Below are 18,919 nucleotides of genomic sequence, written 5' to 3'. Positions count from 1 at the left end.
GACAGAATCGTCTCGCCCCGCTTACCGTCAGTAATCGAAGCGCAGCGTCGCCAGGATGCTGCGGGGCGCGGCATAAAAGGCCTGCCCATATTTCAGCGTACCCAGATATTTGGCGTTGGTGACGTTGCGCAGGTTCACGCTGGCGCGGACATGGTCGATCAGGCGGATGCTGCCCAGCAGATCGAGCGTGGCATAGGCATCCTGCACCACCGGGATCGCCTGCCCGGCGGCCGTCACAGCGCCGCTGTCGTTGCTGATCCGGCTCTGATAGCGGAACTGGCCGCCCAGTCTCAGGTCGTTCAGCTGCTCGATGCTATAGGTCGCCGCCAGCTTGAACGTGTCGCGCGGGATGAAGGGACGCGACCGGGTGCCGTCGCCATCCTCGACCTGAAGATGGGTAAAGCCCCCCGACAGCAGCCAGCGGTCGGTCATGCGCCCCGCCAGCTCGATCTCGAACCCCTTCGAGACGGTGTCCTGCCCGGTATAATAGTTCACGCCGACCGGGCCATTGGCGCCGTTGAAGGAACCCGCATAGAGCGCCAGCCCCTTCTGCTCGGCACGAAAGACCGCCGCCGAGCCATAGAGGCGGCCATCCAGCCATTCGCCCTTCAACCCCGCCTCGATGCTGGAGCCGCGTGCGGGCGCGAGGCGGGTGTTGGTGATGTCCACCTCGCTCTGCGGATTGAAGATGCCGGTATAGCTGGCATAGGCGGTGACATGACTGGTCAGGTCGTACAGCGCGCCCAGATAGGGGGTGACGCGGCTGTTCCGGCGGGTCTGGTCGACGTCGTAGGATTCGCCCGAGCTCCGCAGCCAGATCGCCGTCGCGCCCACCACGCCCTTTAGCCGATCGGTCAGGTTCAGGTGCATCGCGCCATAAGCGCGGGTCAGGCGATCCTGCGTATCCGCCTGCAGCACCATCGGCGCATAGCCGACCTGCGGGGCGCGGAAGTTGGCGAGATTGCGAATATCGCCATAGTCGATGGCCCCGAGCGCCTGACCCTCATATTGCTCGCCATTCGACCGGCCGGTCGAGACACCAAAGGCCAGTTGATGGTCGCGCCCGAACAGCGACACGCTGCCCGAGGCATAGCCGTCGAACAGGAGCTGGTCGTAATTCGAGTCGTAGCGCCCGGTCAGTCCGGCAACGCCCAGCCCCGTTGCCCGGTTCGGCAGGTTATAGGCGTAGAGCAGCCGCGCGCTCTCCTCGAACCGCCGATAGGTGACGACACCGCGCACCGCCCAGTCGCCGAACGGCCGCCAGGCCAGTTCACCGAACGCGGTCTGGTCGAGGACATTCCAATAGGTCCAGTCCGCCGAGGTCGAGGCCGAGCGGGCATAATCGATCCGTGTGCCGTCGCTATAGGTCAGCGGCAACGCCCCCCACAGCACGCCGCGCGAGCGATTGTCCTGCCGCGAATAGCCCAAGGTCGCGGTCAGCGCAGGCGTCACGTCCCAGGCAAGCAGCCCCGCCACCACGTCGCGGTTGACATGATTATAGTCGAGATAGCTGTCCCGCTCCTCATGCGCGCCGATCGCCCGCATCCGCAGGGACCCGTCCCCGGTCAGCGGGCCGGACATGTCGCCTTCCAACCGCCACATATCGAACGAGCCCAGATAGGCCGAGCCATTGGCCTGGAAGCTCTTGGTCGGGCGCTTGCGCAGGAAGTTGATCGTTGCGGACGGATTGCCGACGCCGGTCATGATCGCGTTCGCGCCGCGCACCGCCTCGACCCGGTCGAACAGGATGGTGTCGAGATCGCCGGTCTGGATGTTGTAGAACATCGGCAGGCCGATGCCGTCGAACTGGAAATTGGTGATATCGAACCCGCGCGAATTGAATTCGGTACGGTCGGTCTCGGTCCGCTCGACATTGATGCCGACCGTCTGGGTCAGCAGGTCCTGGACGTTGGTCAATGCGAAGTCGTCGATCCGCTGCCGGTCGATCACCGTCACCGACTGCGGCGTCTCGCGCAGCGACAGCGCCAGGCCGGTCGGGGACGCGCTTTCCTGATCCCCCGCCTGCGCGACGCGCGCGCCATTGACGATGATGTCGTCCGATCGCTGGGGATCGGCAGAAGCCGCTGTCTCGGCGGCAAAGGCCGGCCCGCCCCAAACCAGTGACGCGACACCGACCGACATGGCCGCCATCAGGCTGCGCTTCATACTTCCTCCGCTAACACAATATGCCCCATCGAGCCTATTGGAGACGGCCCTAGTGCGAACAATAATGATAATCAATCGCATAATATTTGAATGGCTTAGCGCAATGTAATATCATATCGGCACGCTGAATTTTGAAAGGAGGTTCGTCATTATCCCGCGTCGCCGCCCGATCGCCCTGACCTGCACCGCCATGGCCTGCTACGTCCTGGCCTGTTTCGCATCACCCTCCGCCGCCTTAGGCCAACAGCCGGTCTCTCCCCTTCTGCCCCCGGCACCCGCATGGTCCGGGGCCAGCGAAAAGCTGATCGTCGGGCGTGACGACCGATGGATCACGCCCGCCGAGGCATCCGGTTTCACCACGAGCCCAGCCTTTGCCGAGGTCCGGCAATATCTCGACCGGCTCGCCGCGGCCTCGCCGTTGATAAGCGTCCATGGGTTCGGGCATACGACCGAGGGTCGCGAGCTTCTCTATGTCCGCGCCAGCAAGGGCGGCGCGCCCAAGCCCGTCGTCATGGTGCAGGCCGGCATCCATTCGGGCGAGATCGACGGCAAGGATGCCGGGTTGATGCTGCTCCGCGACATCGCGTTTCGCGGCAAGGCGGATATTCTCGACAAGGTCGATCTGGTCTTCGTGCCCGTCCTGAACGTCGACGGGCATGAGCGGATGACCGCCTTCAACCGTCCGCACCAGCGCGGTCCGGCCGAAAAGGGCGAGCGGGCCAATGCCCGCAATATCAACCTGAACCGTGACTATGCCAAGCTGGATGCGCCCGAAACGCGAGCCGTCGTCGCGCTGCTGCGCCAATTCGATCCCATTCTGTACGTCGACCTGCACGACAGCGACGGGTTCGACCAGCAATATGACATCAGCTTCACCTATGCGGGCTGGGGTCGCTATGCCCGTCACCGCGCGACCGCCGACTGGCTGGAGCAGCGCTTCACCGATCGGGCCATGACCGCGCTGACGCAAGCGGGGCATATCTCGGTCATCTATCCCAGCCCCATCGACGTCCGCGATCCGTCCAAGGGCATCCGATACAGCCCTGAAGGGCCGCGTTACTCGACTGGCTACGGCGATTTTATCGGCATCCCGACCGTGCTGGTCGAAAACCATATGCTCAAGCCGTTTCGTCAGCGGGTTCTCGGCACCTATGTGCTCCTTGAGGCCGCATTGCGCCTGGCGGGGCAGGATGCGGACCGGATCGCCGCCGCCAAGGCCGCCGACCGTGCCTCGCGCCCCGCAACATTGCTGACCCGGTGGACACAAGCCGCCCAGCCGATCGGATGGATCGACTTCAAGGGCATCGGCCATGACCTCTATCTCTCCCCCGCCTCGGGACGACAGGAGCAACGCTGGAACGGGCAGCCACGCACCCTTCGCATACCGATCATCGGCCAAAGCCCGACCGAAATCGTCACCCTGCCCAAGGCCTGGTGGATTCCGCCCGAACAGGTCGAGACGATCGAGCGGCTGAAATGGCACGGCATCGCCTTCGACACGATCGACGCGCCGCGCACGCTGCCGCTGGATCAGATCACCGTGACCGAGGCAAGACCGCTGCCACCGTCCGACGGTCGCTATCCCGTCGACGCGCGCGTGCGGCACGAAACGGCAGAGCGAACCCTTCCGACCGGCAGTGTCCGCGTTTCGGCCGATCAACCGCTAGGCCTGCTTGCCGCCGCACTGCTGGAGCCGGAAAGCCAGGATTCGCTGATGGCCTGGGGCTTTTATCCACAGATGCTGACCGCGCCCGTCCGCACCGAGGCTTTTGTCTTCGCGCCCATGGCTGACCGGATGCTCGAACAGGACGCCCGGCTGAAGGCCGCATTCCAGGCCAAGCTGGACGCAGATCCGGGTTTTGCCGCCGATGGCGAGGCGCGATTGAACTGGCTGTTCGACCATTCGCCCTATCGCGATCGTTTCGTCCGCTCCTATCCGATCCTGCGTGAGCCCCGATGACAAATATGTCATGAGCGACCGGGCAAATTGACTGCCATGGCAATCATTGCCATGGCAGCGATATGACATGCTCCGAGTCCCAACCCTTTGATCCTGAACGTTCGGTCGGTTACCTGACCAAGCGGGTCTTCCAGCTTGGTAGGATCGGCATGGAGCCGATCTTCGCCGACGAAGAGGTGACGCACGTTCAATGGAGCGCCCTGATGGCGGTCCAATATGGCGTGGGCGGCACCGCCGCCGAGCTGTCGCGCCATCTGTGCCACGACACCGGCGCGACCACCCGCATCGTCGACACGCTGGAAGAGCGGGGCCTGATCCAACGCTGCCGCTGCACCGAGGATCGCCGGGTCGTGCGCCTGAGCCTGACCGAGCAGGGGCGCGAGATCGCGATGCGGTGCAAGGACAAGGCCACGGCGATGTGGAGCGGCTGGCTGTCCGACTGGGCGGATGAGGATATCGATCGCCTGATCGGCTATCTGCAGCGCCTCCGCGATCGCCTGGAGAATGAAGCATGAAGCGGACTATCCCCCTCATCGCCCTGCTTCTTGCGGGTTGTTCCGTTCCCCAGGCGCATCCCGCCGTCACCCCGACCGCGCCCGAGACGCTGGGGCTGGGCGATGCGCAGGCCCCGCTCGTCGCGACCGACTGGTGGCGCGGGCTGGGCGATCCGCAGCTCGACCGGATCGTCGACGATGCGCTGACCGGCAACCCGTCCCTTACCGTGGCGCTGGCGCGGTTGCGGCAGGCGGAGTCGGTGCTGGCCAGCCGCCGTGCCGATGACGGTCCCGCCGTCTCGCTCGACGCGCAGGAGCAATATAGCCGGATTTCCGGCCGCTACACGATCCCGCCGCCCTATGCGGGCACGACCCAGTGGCTGGGACAGGCGCAGGCCAATCTGAACTGGACGATCGACCTGTTCGGGCGACAGGCCGCCGCGATCGAGGCGGCGCGCGCCTCCACCCGTGCGGCGGCGCTCGATGTGACGGCCGCCCGACTGGCGCTCGCCGGATCGGTCGCGCAGACCTATGTCGAACTGGCGCGGGCCGAGCGGCAGGCAGCCATCGCCCGCCAGACCATTGCAACGCGCACCCGTTCGCTCTCGCTGGTCCAGTCGCGCATCCGCCATCAGCTTGCCAGTCAGCTCGACGCCTCCAGCGCGCAGACGCTGCTGGCCCAGGCGCAGGTGGCACTGGCACGGGCAGAGGCACAGGCTGCCCTGTCACGCAACGCCCTGGCCGCACTGGCCGGACGCGGCCTGGATTATTCCGCGACGATCACACCGACCCGGATCGCCTTCGACGCCGCGCTACCCATCCCCGCGATGGTGCCCGCCGACCTTCTGGCGCGACGCCCCGACATCGCGGCGTCGCTCGCCCGGATCGATGCGGCGTCCGCCGGGCAGGAGGTGGCGCGCAAGGCGTTTCTGCCCAACGTCAATCTGATGGCGCTGGCCGGGTTCCAGGCGGTCGGGCTCGGCAATCTGTTCACGGCCGATGCGGGCACGGCCGGCGCGGGCCCCGCCATCCATCTGCCGATCTTCGACAGCGGGCGGCTGCGCGCCGGGCTGGCGGGGGCGACCGCCGCGCTCGACCTTGCCACTGCCGACTATAACAACCGCGTCGTCGGCGCGGTCCGCGAGGCCGCCGACGCGGTGACTCGAAGCAGGACGCTCGCAACCGAGCGCGCCCGCCAGACCGAGGTGGTGCGCGGCCTGTCCGAGACCCGCCGCCTCAACGCCATCCGGGTGTCGAGCGGGCTGCAATCGCAGCTTGGCCTGATCGACCCCGACATTCGCCAGCTGGAGGCCGACCAGGCCGACGCCAATCTCGCCGCCGATGCGGTCCAGGCGCGCATTGCGCTGGCCGTCGCCCTGGGCGGTGGTTTCTCCTCTTCTTCGCAAGGTATCACGCAATGAGCGACACCGAAGCCGCCGCCCCCTCCCCGGCAACCGCCCCGTCCGGCAAGCCCAGGGCACGCAGGACCGGGCTGACCATCCTTCTCGTCGTCGTGGTGGTCGCGGCGGTCATATGGGCGGTGTTCCACTTCCTGCTCGCCAAGCCGGAGGAAGAGACCGACGACGCTTATGTGGCGGGCGACGTGGTGTCGATCACCGCGCGCGATCCGGGCACGGTGCTCGCCATCCATGCCGACAATACGCAGACGGTGAAGGCGGGTGCGCCGCTGCTCGACCTCGATCCGGCGACGGCCGATGTCGGGTTGGCCTCCGCCGCCGCAGAACTGGCGCGTGCGGTTCGCGCGACCCGCGCCGACTTCACCAAGGTCAACCAGAGCGGCGCCGGGATCGTCCAGGCGCAGGCCGAACTGGCCCGCGCGCGCGACGACTATGCCCGCCGTCGCGGCGCCGCCGCCGAGGGCGCGGTGTCGGGCGAGGAACTGTCCCACGCGGCCGACGCGGTGAAGGTCGCGACGGCGAATCTCAACCTCGCCCGCGCGCAGGCGGCCCAGGCACGGACCGCCGTGCAGGGCACCAATGTGGGGACCAACCCCGCCGTGATGGCCGCCATCGCCGCCTATCGCCGCGCCGCGATCACCCGCAACCATATGCATATCGTCGCGCCGATCGACGGTGTCGTCGCCCAGCGCACCGTTCAGGTCGGGCAGCAGGTCGCAGCGGGGACGCCGTTGATGGCGGTGGTTCCGCTCGACCGGCTATGGGTCGATGCCAATTTCCGCGAGACCCAGTTGAAGGACGTCCGCATCGGCCAGCCCGCGACGATCGTCGCCGACATGTATGGCGGCAAGATCGTCTATCATGGCAAGGTCATCGGCCTGGGCGCGGGCAGCGGCAATGCCTTCGCGCTGCTGCCGCCGCAGAATGCCAGCGGCAACTGGATCAAGATCGTGCAGCGCGTGCCGGTCCGCATCGGGCTGAACGCCAACGAATTGCGCCAGAACCCGCTGCGCGTCGGCCTGTCCGCGACGGTCACGGTGGATACGGCCGACCAGAATGGCCCGCGGATCGGCACCGCCGCCGCCCAAGCCTATCAGACCCGCGCCACCGATGCGAACGACCCGGCGGTGGAAGCGCGGATCGCGCAGATCATCGCGGCCAATCGCTGATGGCCGGCGCCCCCGCACAGGGCGGCGCGGGGGAAGGTCCCGCGCCGCTGAAAGGTCCGGCGCTGGCGCTGGTCGCCTTCGCGCTGGCGCTGGGCACCTTCATGCAGGTGCTCGATTCGACCATCGCCAACGTCTCGCTGCCCACCATCGCGGGCAATTTGGGCGTCAGTTCGGACAATTCGACCTGGGTCGTCACCGCCTTCGCCGTCGCCAATGGCGTGGCGGTGCCGCTGACCGGCTGGCTGATGGGAAAGTTCGGCGTGGTACGCACCTTCTGCGTGTCGGTGCTGCTGTTTACCATCGCGTCCTTCCTGTGCGGCATCGCATGGGACCTGTCCTCGCTGATCGGCTTTCGCGTACTCCAGGGAGCGGTATCGGGGCCGATGATCCCGGGCAGTCAGGCGCTGCTCATTTCGATCTTCCCGCCGCAGAAGCGGTCGACCGCGCTCGGCATATGGTCGATGACCACATTGGTCGCGCCGATCATGGGGCCGATCCTGGGCGGATATATCTCCGACAATTATCACTGGAGTTGGATCTTCCTCATCAACGTGCCGGTCGGCCTGTTCTGCGCGGGCGTGTGCTGGCGCGGGCTGTCGAGCCGCGAAACCCCGACCCGCAACCTGCCGATCGACAAGGTCGGACTGATCATGCTGGTCGTCTGGGTCGGCGCGCTTCAGATGATGCTCGACCTGGGCAAGAATGACGACTGGTTCCATTCGACCCGGATCGTCGTGATGACGGTGATCGCGGTCGTCGGCTTCGTCGCCTGGCTGATCTGGGAACTGACCGACGCCAATCCGGCGGTCGACCTGTCGCTGTTCAAGGGGCGGAATTTCAGCCTCGGGACGCTGGCCTTCTGCCTGGGCTATGCGGTGTTCTTCGCCAATACGCTGCTGCTGCCGCTCTGGCTCCAGACGCAACTCGGCTATACCGCGACCTGGGCCGGTCTCGTCGCCGCGCCCAGCGGGGCGGTGGCGGTGGTCCTGACCCCGTTTGTCGCGCGTCTTTCGGGCAAGGTCGATGCGCGGATCATGGCCACCATCGCCTTTGCCGCCTTCGGCCTGTCCTATTGGATGCGATCGGGGCTCAACACCCAGGCGAGCTTCAGCGACTTCGTGCTGCCCCTGATGGTGCAGGGCATCGCGATGAGCACCTTCTTCCTCGCCATGCTGACCATTGCACTGGACGGGGTGCCGCAAGCGCGTATTCCCTCGGCCACCGGCATTTCCAACTTCGCGCGCATCACCGCGGGCAGCTTCGCCGCGTCGCTGACCACCACCATGTGGGACCGGCGCGAGGCGATGCACCAGGCGCATCTGTCGGAGGCGATCGGCCAGAACCCGGTGTGGCAGATGACACGGACCGGGCTCAACCATCTGGGCCTGACCGATACGCAGGCCGCCGCCGCCGTCACGCGGCAGATGGTGGGGCAAGCCTATCTGCTGGCATCGACCGACATCTTCTATGTCTCGGCCTGGCTGTGCATCGTGCTGGCGGCGCTGACCTGGTTCACCCGGCGACCCAAGCCGCATGACGGACCGATCGCGGCGGATTGACGCTAATCCCTGCCTTGGCAGGGGAGCCGGCAGCGCGAAGAACCGAATGAGGAGTATCACCACCAGCGGTGACACTCCTCATTGCGCCTGGCCACCCCCTCCCCGTCCATGGGAGGATCTGCTACGCTCCCCAAAAAGGGAGACGGATGATGCTGAAAACACTTACGATCATGGCACTGCTCGCAGTGGCGCAGGCCCCGTCCGATCCGCATCTGCCGGGGCGTATTATCGACAGCGTGGCCCCTGTCCTACCCGTCGGAATCGATCGCGGCGTGCTGATCGTCTCCAAGACCAATGGCTGGCGACATATCGAGCACATCCCCCATTCCAACATCGTTCTCGCCGATATCGCCAAGCGGCTCGATCGCCCCAGCTTCACGACCGAAAATGCCGCCGTCTTTAATGACGAGCAGCTATCCCATTTCTCGGTCGTCGTACTGAACAGTGCGAGCGGCGATTTCCTGACGCCCGAGCAGCAGGCGGCCTTCGCCCGGTTCGTGGCAAGAGGTGGCGGCGTGGTCGCGCTCCACGCGGCGGGCGACGACAGCCATAAGGAGCCCTGGTATGCCAATACGATCATCGGCACGACCTTTATCGGGCACCCCAATGGCGAGGATCATATCCAGTCCGCCCGCGCCATCGCCGCCCAGCCGCGTCATCCCATCCTGGCCGGGGTCCGCATGCCCTGGGTCGCGCGCGACGAATGGTACAGCTTCGACGGCAATCCCGCCGCGCGTGGCATGACCGTCCTCGCTCGGGTGGACGAGGCGAGCTATCGTCCGGGCGAGAAGCTGCGCATGGGTACCCATCCGGTCATGTGGATCAATCCCCGCACCATGGGCCGGGTCTTCTACTCGGCGCTGGGCCATGAGCCGCAGCTTTACGACGACCCCGCCTATCGCCGCATCCTGACCAACGCAATCCGCTGGGCCGCGCGGTCTTAGCCCGTCATTGCGCAGCCGCGCGTCAGCACTCGACCACATTCACGGCCAGGCCCCCCAGGCTGGTTTCCTTATACTGCGACTTCATATCTTCGCCGGTCTGGCGCATCGTCTCGATGACCTGATCCAGGCTGACGATATGCCGCCCATCGCCATGGAGCGCGAGATAGGCGGCGTTGATCGCCTTGATCGCCCCCATGGTATTGCGCTCGATACAGGGGATCTGGACAAGGCCGCCGATCGGATCGCACGTCAGGCCCAGATTATGCTCCATGCCGATCTCGGCGGCATTCTCCACCTGCGAAGGGCTGCCGCCCAGCGCCGCCGCCAGCCCCGCCGCCGCCATCGAACAGGCGACGCCGACCTCGCCCTGACAGCCCATCTCCGCCGCCGAAATCGAGGCGCGCTTCTTGTAGAGCATCCCCACCGCCGCCGCCGTCAGCAACAGGGTCCGCATTCCGTCACGCGTCGCACCGTGGACGAAGGTCTCATAATAGCGCAGCACCGCCGGGATGACGCCCGCCGCGCCGTTCGTGGGGGCGGTGACGACCCTGCCCCCGGCCGCATTTTCCTCGTTGACCGCCAGCGCCCACAGGCTGACCCATTCGAACACCAGGCTCGGATCGGTGCGCGGCCCGCGATCGAGCAGCTTCTGCCGGATCGCCTGTGCGCGACGCTGGACCTTCAATCCCCCCGGCAGGATGCCTGATGCGGCACAGCCCCGTTCGATCGCACCGCACATCGCATCGCGAACCCGGTCCAGAAACGCGTCGGTCTCGCCATCCTCGCGCCATGCCGCTTCATTGGCTCGCACGATCTGCGCGATCGACAGACCGGTCTCGGCCGCCCGTTCCAGCAGTTCCGCGCCCGAGGCAAAGGGATGTGCCAAGCGACGGTTGGTCCGCATCGGCTCGGCCCCCTCCATGCGGATCGCGCCACCACCGATCGAATAGAAGCGCCGCACCACCGCGCTGCCGTCCGCCAAAAAGGCGGTGAAGACCATGCCATTGGGATGCGCGGGCAGAAAGCCCGGTCGGAACAGCAAGTCGGCCTCATAGTCGAAGGGCAGATCATGCCGTCCGTCGAGGCGGATCTCACCCGTTCGGGCGATATTCGCGAGCAGCCCCTCGATCGCGTCGGGATCGACCGTCTCGGGCGTTTCCCCGGCCAGCCCTAGCAGGACCGCACGATCGCTATGATGGCCACGGCCGGTCAGCGATAACGATCCAAACAGCTCGGCCTGCACCCGTTCCGGGACCAAGCCGGTGTCGAGCATTTCCGCCGCGAACGCCTTGGCCGCGCGCATCGGGCCGACGGTGTGCGAACTCGATGGACCGATCCCGATCGTGAACAATTCCGTGACGCTGACGGCGGCGATGCTGTCTTCACTGCGTGGCAAGGTGGTCATTGGGCTGGCAGGAAGGGTCACGATCGTTCCAGTTGTTACCGGTTTGCCGATGACTAGCCCAATCGCCCGTCACGGGCCAGCCGCGAAAACGGCCTTTCCCAAGTCTCGCTACGGCGCCTCTCCCGTCTCGACCGGCATGACTTGGTCGACATGGCAGTCGGCGATGACGTTCATCGATCGGACGATCCGCACCCTGATCCTGATGCCATCACCTTTGGCGGCGTCGATCATATGCCGCTGCAGACCCATATCGCGCAGAGACCATGCATTCCGCTCGACGAGGCGCGAACCGACTCATGGCAAGTCCCATCCATCACGCCCCTTACGCAACAAAGCCCGGCACTCCCCTAGGAAGTACCGGGCCCGGTCGACATCCGCTCGAACGAGCGAAGTGGTTACTTGCGGAGCGTGAGACCGCCACCGAAGCGCTTGTTGAAGCGCGCGACCTGACCGCCGGTGTCCAGCATCTGGCCACGGCCACCGGTCCAGGCCGGGTGCGCCAGCGGATCGATGTCGAGCTGCATCGTGTCGCCTTCCTTGCCCCAGGTGGAGCGGGTTTCGAACACGGTGCCGTCGGTCATCTGCACCTTGATCATGTGATAGTCGGGATGGGTATCGGTCTTCATGATATTGCTCCGGAAATGGCTGGTTCCGACCAGCCTAAAAGCTCAAGGCGCGGCCCATAGCGGACTGCGCCCCGATAGTCAAAAGCGACGTGGTGCCGTCACGCCTCGGCGGGCGGGTCGGCGATCATCGCGGTGAAATTGGCCTCCGCCACGACGGCGCCGTCGATCTTGGCGACACCCGCAAACTTACAGACCCGAGTCCGCTTCGACACGAACTCGACCTCCAGATGCAGAAGCACGCCGGGTTCGACAGGCTTGCGGAACTTCACGCCATCGATCGACATGAAGTAGACGAGCTTGCCCGAATTGGCGAGGCCCAGGCTCTCCACACCCAGGACACCGGCGGCTTGCGCCAGCGCCTCCACGATCAGCACGCCCGGCATGATCGGACGGCCGGGATAATGGCCCTGGAAAAAGCCCTCGTTGATCGTCACCGCCTTCACCGCGCGGATCGACGTGTCGAGGACCAGTTCCTCGACACGATCGACCAGCAGCATCGGATATCGGTGGGGGATCGCCGCCATGACCCGGGTAACGTCCAGCGGGCCCATGACGGTCTTCACCGCGTCATTCACGACGTCGCTCACGGACGAATTACCGGCCGCTGTTCTGACGACGCGCGGGCGCCGTAGCGGGGGTCGCGGCCGGAGCGGCAGCGGGCGCAGCACCCTGCTGCTGACCCTGCTGACCCGGCTGCCAGTTGGCGGGCGGGGTGATGCTGACGGTCGGGACCAGCTTGTCGAGCTCGGCCGTCACCGCCGAGGTGATGTCGGCGGTCGGCTGCATGAACAGCACCGCCTGCGGGCTGACCAGCAGGCTGACATTCTTGGCGCGCACGGCGTTCTGCACCGCTTCGCCCAGACGCGCCTGGATCTGCTCGACCGCATAGCCCTGTGCACGGGCGGCGGGCTGGGTCAGGCGGGCGAGTTCCTGCTCACCGGCCTGCTGCTTCGCCTGGATCGACTGAGCCTGGGTGCGCAGCGCGGCTTCGTTGGCGTTGGGGGCCGAACGGGCGGTCTGGAACGCCTGGACCAGCGGCTCCAGCTCGCGGCCGATCGCGGCACGACGGGCTTCGGCCTGGTCGAGCTGCGTCTTGTAGGTCGTCTCGATCTGCTGCCGCGCGGTCGTCCAGGCACGCGAACCGGCAATCGCGCCCTGCGGATCGGCAACGGCGACGCCGTTGACCTGGGCGCTGGCGCTCGTGGCCACCGTGGCGGCCGGCGCGACGAGAGCCGCCGCGAGAAGGAGCTTGGAAATCGTCTTCATCAGAACTGCGTCCCTACGTTGAAAGTGATAAGCTTGGGGTCGTCGCCCGGCTGCGTGACCAATGCCTTGGCCAGATCGATGCGCAGCGGTCCAAATGGTGAATTCCAGTTCACACCGATGCCGATCGACACGCGCGGCTTCCAGGTGCCGAGGTAGAATTGCTCCTGGGCATAGTTGGTGTTCTGAAGCGCGATATTGGCCGTCGAACCGGAGCAAGCGCCACCCAGCGTCGCAGAGTAGCCGGTCTGGCAGGTGGTGGTGAGGCCCGCCGTCTTGTCCGCCGTGGTGCTGTCGTTGGTAGGCACCTGAAAAAGCGGGCGTCCCTGTGTGTCCGTCTGGGCGACCGGCGCCAGCGTCGGCGAGCCGTCCTTATTGAACAAGGGATTGCCGTTGGCGTCCTTCGCCTGCGGGAAGTTGAGCGAGGCCAGCGGGCGGGTGACGCCCCACAGGCTGCCCGCCTGGACATAGACGCTGGGGCGCAGACCCATCTCACGCGCGCCCGAACCCAATGGGATTTCCAGCTCCGCACGCGCCAGATAGTAAGCGCGGCCGCCCAGTGCGTCGTCGACGAACTGCTGCCGGTCCTTGCTGAGCGACTGGCTGCCGTCGTTGCCGATGACATAGGGCACGCGCAGCACGCGCGGGCCGACGCCACGAATGTCGAAGCCGCGGAACTGCGGCTCACCCAAATAGAAGCGGTCGACGATGCGGACCGGATCGATACCGGGACCACGGCTGCCTTCGAGCGAGTGGATATAACCGCCCTCGCCCAAGATCGAGAAGACGAAGCCTTTGCCCAGCCCCTTGAACTTGGCGCCTTCCGCGCGGGTGCGGATATACTTCACGTCGCCGCCAAGACCGGCAAAGTCTTGGCTGAACGAGAAGCGATGACCCGCCGTCGGACGCAGGCGGCTGTTCAGGCTGTCATAGATCAACGAATAGCCGATGGACGAGGTCCAGCGATTGCCGATCGAGTCGCAGAGATAGCGGCCCGCCTGCTGGAAGTTACAGCTGCCGTCCGCATTGAAGAACGACGAGTCCAGGCCAACCTGGTCATAGGTCAGGCCATAGCGACCCGACAGCGACCAATATTCGGTCAGCGGCACGCCCGCACGGACCTGGAAGCCGGTCGAGACCTGGCTGTAGGTCGTCTGGCGCGTGGTGCCCAGATAGTTGAACGAGTTGAAGTCGCGGCGGAACACATCGACGCCGAGCGCAATATTCTTGTCGAACACATAAGGCTCGGTGAAGCCCAGCTCGATCGACTTGGAATAGGCCGAGTAGTTGACGCCCGCGCGCAATTCCTGGCCCTTGCCGCGGAAATTGCGCTGGGTGATGTTCGCCTGGATGATGAAGCGTTCCAGCGACGAATAACCGGCTGACAGCTGCAACGAGCCGGTCGACTGTTCCTCGACATTGGTTTCCAGAACGATCCGGTCCGGCGTCGAGCCGGGGTTCTGCTTGATCTCCAGCTTTTCCTGGAAATAGCCAAGCGAGTTGATGCGGTCCTGGCTGCGGCGGACCTGGAAGCTGTTGAAGGCATCCCCCTCGGCCACGCGGATTTCGCGGCGGACGACCTTATCCTGCGTCTGGGTGTTGCCGTTGATGTCGATCCGCTCGACATAGGTCCGCTTGGCTTCGGCGATGTTGAAGGTGATCGACATGGTCAGCGCTTCCTTGTCGCGCTGGAAATTCGGTTCCACGTCGGTGAAGGCATAGCCGAACAGGCCCGCCGTCTGGCTGAGGCTGTCGATCGAATCCTCGATCAGCTTGGCGTTGTACCAGTCGCCCTTCTTCATCGGCAGCGACTGGGCGAGCTTGTCATTGTCGAAGTCGCGGATCTGGCTGTCGACCTTGACGTCGCCGAACTTGTAGCGCGGACCTTCCTCCACCACATAAGTGATGATGAAGTCCTTCTTGTCCGGGGTCAGCTCGGCCACCGCGCTGGTCACGCGGAAGTCGGCATAGCCGTTGGACAGATAGAAGGCGCGCAGCTTCTGCTGGTCGGCCGCCAGGCGATCCTGATCGTAGCTGGTGGCCGAGGACAGGAAACGGAACCAGCGCGACTGCTTGGTGTACATCGCACCACGCAGTTCGTCGTCGGAGAATTTCTCGTTACCGATGATGTTGATCTGGCGGACCTTGGACTTGGGCCCCTCGCTGATCTCGAACACCACGTCGACGCGGTTCTGGTCCAGATTGACCATCTTCGGCTCGACCACTGCGCCGAAACGACCCTGGCGGCGATAGAGTTCGACGATGCGCGCCACGTCCTGTCGCACGGCGGTACGGGTGAAGATCTGGCGAGGAGACAGCTTGATCTCCTTCTTGATCTTGTCTTCCTTCAGGCGCTTGTTGCCCTCCAGAATGACCCGGTTGATGATCGGATTCTCCCGCACGCGCAGCACGATGTCACCGGACTCGACGCCCGAGATGGAGAAGTCGGCGAACAGCTCCGACGCCTGAAGATCCTTCAGCGCCTGGTCGAGCGTTTCGGGCGTATAGGGAATGCCGACCCGCAGCTTGGTATAGGACAGCACCGTCTCAGGTTCGATACGCTGTGCACCCTCGACGCGGAGGGTCTTGATCGTCCGCACCGGCGCGGGCGCGACGACCGATGTCGGGGCGGCGGCACCGCCGGGGGCGGTCGGTGCGGTCTGCGCCCAGACGGGAACGCCGGACAGCATCGTGCCCGCCAGCAATATGGCGCCCGCGCGCACAGTCTTCATACCCGTCATTGCTGTCACCAAACCCACCCCAGAAAAGTCGAACCGACCCCTGTCGTAACCGCGCCCTGCCCCATCGTCGTCAACCGATCAAGCCGGCGATATTCCGCCATAGGCCCAAATTGCCCAGATCGTTGAACGTAACGAACAGCATCAGGGCCAGAATTGCGATCAAACCGCCGCGAAATGCCCATTCCTGGGCTGCCGGCTCCAGGGGACGCCGCCGCACCGCTTCGATCGCGTAGAAAAGAAGATGACCGCCATCCAGCATCGGCACTGGCAACAGGTTGATGAACCCCAGATTGATGGACACCAGCGCCACGAAGAAAACAAAGGCGTCCAGGCCCAGCGACATCTGTTCGCCCGACACCTTGGCGATCGACACCGGCCCGCCGAGTTCTTTCACCGAGCGACGGCCGGAGATCACCTGCCCGAGCGTTTCGACCATCATGCGGACGATCTCACCGGTCCGTTGGACCGCGACGACGGGCGCGCGGAGCAGCCCGACCGGGCGGAGATCAACCTGGCCAGAGCCGCGAAGCCCCAGGCGACCGATGCGATAGCTGTTGCCGAATCGGTCGCGCTGCTGCTCGGTGCCGACCGTCGTCTCGGTCGTGAAGCTGCGCCCGTCCCGCTCGGCGGTGATGGTCACCCGCTCGCCCGCGCGAATCTGCACATAGCGGGCGATGTCGGCGAAGTCGGTGACGGTGCGATCCCCGATCGCGGTCACCCGGTCGCCGGCGCGAAGCGTCGTCGAGGCCGCCGCGCTGCCCGGCATCACCTGACCGACCACCGGCGGGATCACCACCTCGCCATAAGCATAGGCGAAACCAGCCAGGATCAGGATGGCGGCGACGAAGTTGATCGCCGGGCCCGCCGCGACGATGATCGCGCGCTGCCAGACCGGCTTGGCCTGAAAGGTCCGGGCGCGCTCTTCAGGGGGCAAAGAGAGCCAGGCCGCATCGGGCTGGCCGGCGGGGTTCATGTCGCCCGCGAACTTGACGTAACCGCCCAGCGGCAGCCAGCCGATCTTCCACCGCGTATCGCGTTTGTCGGTAAAGCCGAAAATCTCCCGACCGAAGCCGATCGAGAATGTCTCCGCCTTCACCCCGAACCAGCGGCCGGCAAGGTAATGACCCATCTCGTGCACGAACACGAGCGGACCGAGAGCGAGAATGAAGGCCAGAACGGTCAGCAACAGGCCGGGGGTTTCGATCAAACGACGCAATCCTCAACGCGCTCGGCCGCCAACACCCGCGTCTCCGCATCGATCGCGATCACCGCATCGAGCGTTTCCGGCGGGGCCGGGTCGTAGCAGTGGAGAACATGTTCGACGATTGCGGCAATTTCGAGGAAGCCGATACGCCGCGCGAGAAAAGCTGCGACCGCGACCTCATTCGCCGCATTCAAGATGGCTGGGGCAGCGCCCCCCGCCTCCAGCGCCGCACGCGCCAGCCGCAGCGCGGGAAAACGAAGCGGGTCGGGCGCGGCAAAGTCCATCCTCCCCAGCGCCACCAGATCGAGTGGCGCCATCGGAGTCGGCATCCGGTCGGGCCAGGCCAGGCAATGGGCGATCGGCACCCGCATGTCGGAGGGGCCGAGCTGCGCCAACATCGAGCCATCGACATAATCGACCGCCGAATGGATGATCGATTGCGGATGAAGCACGATCTCGATCCGGTCGGCCGGGACGGGGAACAGCCGGGCCGCCTCGATCAGTTCCAGCCCCTTGTTCATCATCGTCGCCGAGTCGACCGAGATTTTGGCGCCCATCGACCAGTTGGGATGTGCCACCGCCTGTTCGGGGGTGACACGGCGCATTTCCTCGGTGCTCGATTCGCGGAACGGTCCGCCGCTGGCGGTCAGCACGATCCGCCGCACCCGCTCGGGTCGGGCGAAGTCGAAGCATTGATAGATGGCGTTATGCTCGCTGTCCGCCGGCAGGAGCGTCGCCCCTGCCCTGGCCGCCGCCGCCAACACCACCTCGCCTGCGGAAACCAGCGGCTCCTTGTTGGCGAGCACCACCGTCCCGCCATGGGCGATCGCCGCCATGGCGGGCTCCAGCCCGGCGCAGCCGACGATCGCGCCCATGGTCCAGTCCGCGCCGCTCGCCGCCGCCTCGATCACCGCCGCACGGCCGCCCGCAACACGCGTCTCTGTGCCCGCCAGCGCATCGCGCAGATCGGGCAGGCAGCGCTCGTCCGCAACCACCGCCAGTTCGGCGCCAGTCCGCTTCGCCGCCGCCGCGAGCTTGGCGACATCGCAATTGGCGGTCAGCGCGCGAACCCGATAGCGGTCAGGCTCACGCTCGATCAAATCCAGGGTCGAGGTACCGACCGAACCGGTCGCGCCCAGAATCGTAACGCTACGCATCAGAACAGGTCCGGCAGGAAGATCAGGAAAGCCGCCACCGGCGCGACCGGCACGATGCCGTCCAGCCGGTCCATCACGCCGCCATGGCCGGGCAGGACGTTGCCGCTGTCCTTCACACCGGCGCGCCGCTTGAGCCAGCTTTCGAACAGGTCGCCCATCTGCGCCAGCACCGCGAGCAGCGGCGTGGCGATGACGAGAAACATGGGCAGGCCATGATAGACATGCATCACCACCGCCAGCAACGTGGCCGCCGCGATGCCGCCGATCAGGCCCGACCAGGTCTTGGCCGGGCTGATCGCCGGAGCAAGCTTCGGCCCGCCAAATTGCCGCCCCACGAAGAATGCGCCGCTGTCGCAGGCCCAGACCAGCGCCATCGCCCAGAGCGACAGGGCCAGACCATCGTCATGCAGCCGGATCGCCAGCAGCGAAAAGACCGGCAACCCGACATAGAGCGCGCCCGCGCCATAATCCGGCCGACGCGAAATGATGGTCAGGAAGAAGAAGACCCCGGCGATCAGCCCCAGTGCGAAGAAGCCCGGCCCAGCCGCCAGCCCCGGTGCCATGATCGCCAGCGGCACCGACAAGGCGAACTGCGCCAGCCGCTTGCGCGGGCGCTCGATCTTCAGAAGATCGGACCACTCAGCCATCATGAACAGCGCGACGACGACCGCCAGCAACCAGAAGGCCAGTCCGCCCAGCGCCAGACAGACGCTCGCCACCGCGATCATGACGATACTGGCGAGCACCCTTTTGGTCAGGTTGGACATGGCTCCGACGGGCGGGGTGGCCGGGGCCGCATCGGGCGCTCCGACC

At 65.7% G+C, this 18,919-nt stretch carries 16 protein-coding genes; 6 read left to right on the top strand and 10 right to left on the bottom strand.

The window, feature by feature from the left end; translation table 11 throughout:
• Nucleotides 1-27 precede the first annotated feature (27 nt).
• Nucleotides 28-2,166 (bottom strand): TonB-dependent siderophore receptor, encoded by a 2,139-nt coding sequence (locus ACWPWT_RS14590; RefSeq protein WP_454280283.1) that lies wholly within the window; start codon nucleotides 2,164-2,166, stop codon nucleotides 28-30.
• A gap of 190 nt (nucleotides 2,167-2,356) precedes the next feature.
• Here ACWPWT_RS14590 and ACWPWT_RS14585 point away from each other — a divergent pair, with 190 nt between their 5' ends.
• The 6 genes from ACWPWT_RS14585 (at nucleotide 2,357) to ACWPWT_RS14560 (ending at nucleotide 9,710) form a co-directional block, all read left to right on the top strand.
• Entirely contained in the window at nucleotides 2,357-4,126 is a 1,770-nt protein-coding gene (locus tag ACWPWT_RS14585) for a M14 family metallopeptidase (protein WP_454280282.1), read from the top strand.
• 62 nt (nucleotides 4,127-4,188) lie between these two features.
• Complete coding sequence (locus ACWPWT_RS14580) at nucleotides 4,189-4,641, top strand: MarR family winged helix-turn-helix transcriptional regulator (RefSeq protein ID WP_454280281.1); 453 nt, start codon at nucleotides 4,189-4,191, stop codon at nucleotides 4,639-4,641.
• Entirely contained in the window at nucleotides 4,638-6,041 is a 1,404-nt protein-coding gene (locus tag ACWPWT_RS14575; RefSeq protein ID WP_454280280.1) for an efflux transporter outer membrane subunit, read from the top strand. Before ACWPWT_RS14580 ends, ACWPWT_RS14575 begins: the two co-directional genes overlap by 4 nt.
• A complete protein-coding gene (locus tag ACWPWT_RS14570) occupies nucleotides 6,038-7,207 on the top strand; it encodes an efflux RND transporter periplasmic adaptor subunit (RefSeq protein ID WP_454280279.1) in 1,170 nt (389 codons plus the stop codon). The genes ACWPWT_RS14575 and ACWPWT_RS14570 overlap by 4 nt, the downstream gene beginning before the upstream one ends.
• Nucleotides 7,207-8,766, top strand: coding sequence for a DHA2 family efflux MFS transporter permease subunit (locus ACWPWT_RS14565; protein ID WP_454280278.1), 1,560 nt, complete (start codon nucleotides 7,207-7,209; stop codon nucleotides 8,764-8,766). The genes ACWPWT_RS14570 and ACWPWT_RS14565 overlap by 1 nt, the downstream gene beginning before the upstream one ends.
• 149 nt (nucleotides 8,767-8,915) lie before the next feature.
• A complete protein-coding gene (locus ACWPWT_RS14560) occupies nucleotides 8,916-9,710 on the top strand; it encodes a ThuA domain-containing protein (protein ID WP_454280277.1) in 795 nt (264 codons plus the stop codon).
• 22 nt (nucleotides 9,711-9,732) lie between these two features.
• Here ACWPWT_RS14560 and ACWPWT_RS14555 read toward each other — a convergent pair whose 3' ends face one another.
• The 9 genes from ACWPWT_RS14555 to ACWPWT_RS14515 all read right to left on the bottom strand — a co-directional run bounded on the left by ACWPWT_RS14555 (nucleotide 9,733) and on the right by ACWPWT_RS14515 (nucleotide 18,873).
• A complete protein-coding gene (locus ACWPWT_RS14555) occupies nucleotides 9,733-11,115 on the bottom strand; it encodes an L-serine ammonia-lyase (RefSeq protein WP_454280977.1) in 1,383 nt (460 codons plus the stop codon).
• Between the two features lie 108 nt (nucleotides 11,116-11,223).
• On the bottom strand, nucleotides 11,224-11,346 hold the full coding sequence (locus ACWPWT_RS14550; RefSeq protein WP_454280276.1) for a hypothetical protein: 123 nt from the start codon (nucleotides 11,344-11,346) through the stop codon (nucleotides 11,224-11,226).
• 164 nt (nucleotides 11,347-11,510) lie between these two features.
• Nucleotides 11,511-11,741, bottom strand: a complete 231-nt coding sequence (rpmE, locus tag ACWPWT_RS14545) for a 50S ribosomal protein L31 (protein WP_007404343.1) — start codon at nucleotides 11,739-11,741, stop codon at nucleotides 11,511-11,513.
• 98 nt (nucleotides 11,742-11,839) lie between these two features.
• On the bottom strand, nucleotides 11,840-12,292 hold the full coding sequence (gene fabZ, locus ACWPWT_RS14540) for a 3-hydroxyacyl-ACP dehydratase FabZ (RefSeq protein ID WP_454280976.1): 453 nt from the start codon (nucleotides 12,290-12,292) through the stop codon (nucleotides 11,840-11,842).
• 43 nt (nucleotides 12,293-12,335) lie between these two features.
• Nucleotides 12,336-13,007 (bottom strand): OmpH family outer membrane protein, encoded by a 672-nt coding sequence (locus ACWPWT_RS14535; RefSeq protein ID WP_454280275.1) that lies wholly within the window; start codon nucleotides 13,005-13,007, stop codon nucleotides 12,336-12,338.
• The gene (gene bamA, locus ACWPWT_RS14530) at nucleotides 13,007-15,745 is read right to left on the bottom strand and encodes an outer membrane protein assembly factor BamA (RefSeq protein WP_405051380.1); all 2,739 of its coding nucleotides are present in this window, start codon (nucleotides 15,743-15,745) and stop codon (nucleotides 13,007-13,009) included. Before bamA ends, ACWPWT_RS14535 begins: the two co-directional genes overlap by 1 nt.
• A gap of 70 nt (nucleotides 15,746-15,815) precedes the next feature.
• The gene (rseP, locus tag ACWPWT_RS14525; protein ID WP_261270447.1) at nucleotides 15,816-16,952 is read right to left on the bottom strand and encodes an RIP metalloprotease RseP; all 1,137 of its coding nucleotides are present in this window, start codon (nucleotides 16,950-16,952) and stop codon (nucleotides 15,816-15,818) included.
• Nucleotides 16,949-18,106: a 1-deoxy-D-xylulose-5-phosphate reductoisomerase gene (gene dxr, locus ACWPWT_RS14520; RefSeq protein ID WP_454280274.1), complete on the bottom strand. Its 1,158-nt coding sequence runs from the start codon at nucleotides 18,104-18,106 to the stop codon at nucleotides 16,949-16,951. Before dxr ends, rseP begins: the two co-directional genes overlap by 4 nt.
• Nucleotides 18,106-18,873, bottom strand: a complete 768-nt coding sequence (locus tag ACWPWT_RS14515; RefSeq protein WP_454280975.1) for a phosphatidate cytidylyltransferase — start codon at nucleotides 18,871-18,873, stop codon at nucleotides 18,106-18,108. Before ACWPWT_RS14515 ends, dxr begins: the two co-directional genes overlap by 1 nt.
• Between the last annotated feature and the right edge of the window lie 46 nt (nucleotides 18,874-18,919).

Source organism: Sphingomonas sp. Marseille-Q8236 (genome assembly GCF_965112005.1).
Note: the sequence above shows the minus strand (reverse complement) of the source record. Positions and strands in the feature narration are given on the sequence as shown.

Bases quoted from the DNA above. Each gene is read 5' to 3' on its own strand.
- ACWPWT_RS14565 (WP_454280278.1), top strand. From the start codon at position 7,207: ATGGCCGGCGCCCCCGCACAGGGCGGCGCGGGGGAAGGTCCCGCGCCG.
- ACWPWT_RS14555 (WP_454280977.1), bottom strand. From the start codon at position 11,115: ATGACCACCTTGCCACGCAGTGAAGACAGCATCGCCGCCGTCAGCGTC.
- ACWPWT_RS14535 (WP_454280275.1), bottom strand. From the start codon at position 13,007: ATGAAGACGATTTCCAAGCTCCTTCTCGCGGCGGCTCTCGTCGCGCCG.
- ACWPWT_RS14580 (WP_454280281.1), top strand. From the start codon at position 4,189: ATGACATGCTCCGAGTCCCAACCCTTTGATCCTGAACGTTCGGTCGGT.
- ACWPWT_RS14585 (WP_454280282.1), top strand. From the start codon at position 2,357: ATGGCCTGCTACGTCCTGGCCTGTTTCGCATCACCCTCCGCCGCCTTA.
- fabZ (WP_454280976.1), bottom strand. From the start codon at position 12,292: ATGGGCCCGCTGGACGTTACCCGGGTCATGGCGGCGATCCCCCACCGA.
- dxr (WP_454280274.1), bottom strand. From the start codon at position 18,106: ATGCGTAGCGTTACGATTCTGGGCGCGACCGGTTCGGTCGGTACCTCG.
- ACWPWT_RS14515 (WP_454280975.1), bottom strand. From the start codon at position 18,873: ATGTCCAACCTGACCAAAAGGGTGCTCGCCAGTATCGTCATGATCGCG.
- bamA (WP_405051380.1), bottom strand. From the start codon at position 15,745: ATGACGGGTATGAAGACTGTGCGCGCGGGCGCCATATTGCTGGCGGGC.
- ACWPWT_RS14590 (WP_454280283.1), bottom strand. From the start codon at position 2,166: ATGAAGCGCAGCCTGATGGCGGCCATGTCGGTCGGTGTCGCGTCACTG.
- ACWPWT_RS14570 (WP_454280279.1), top strand. From the start codon at position 6,038: ATGAGCGACACCGAAGCCGCCGCCCCCTCCCCGGCAACCGCCCCGTCC.
- ACWPWT_RS14560 (WP_454280277.1), top strand. From the start codon at position 8,916: ATGCTGAAAACACTTACGATCATGGCACTGCTCGCAGTGGCGCAGGCC.
- rpmE (WP_007404343.1), bottom strand. From the start codon at position 11,741: ATGAAGACCGATACCCATCCCGACTATCACATGATCAAGGTGCAGATG.
- ACWPWT_RS14575 (WP_454280280.1), top strand. From the start codon at position 4,638: ATGAAGCGGACTATCCCCCTCATCGCCCTGCTTCTTGCGGGTTGTTCC.
- ACWPWT_RS14550 (WP_454280276.1), bottom strand. From the start codon at position 11,346: ATGATCGACGCCGCCAAAGGTGATGGCATCAGGATCAGGGTGCGGATC.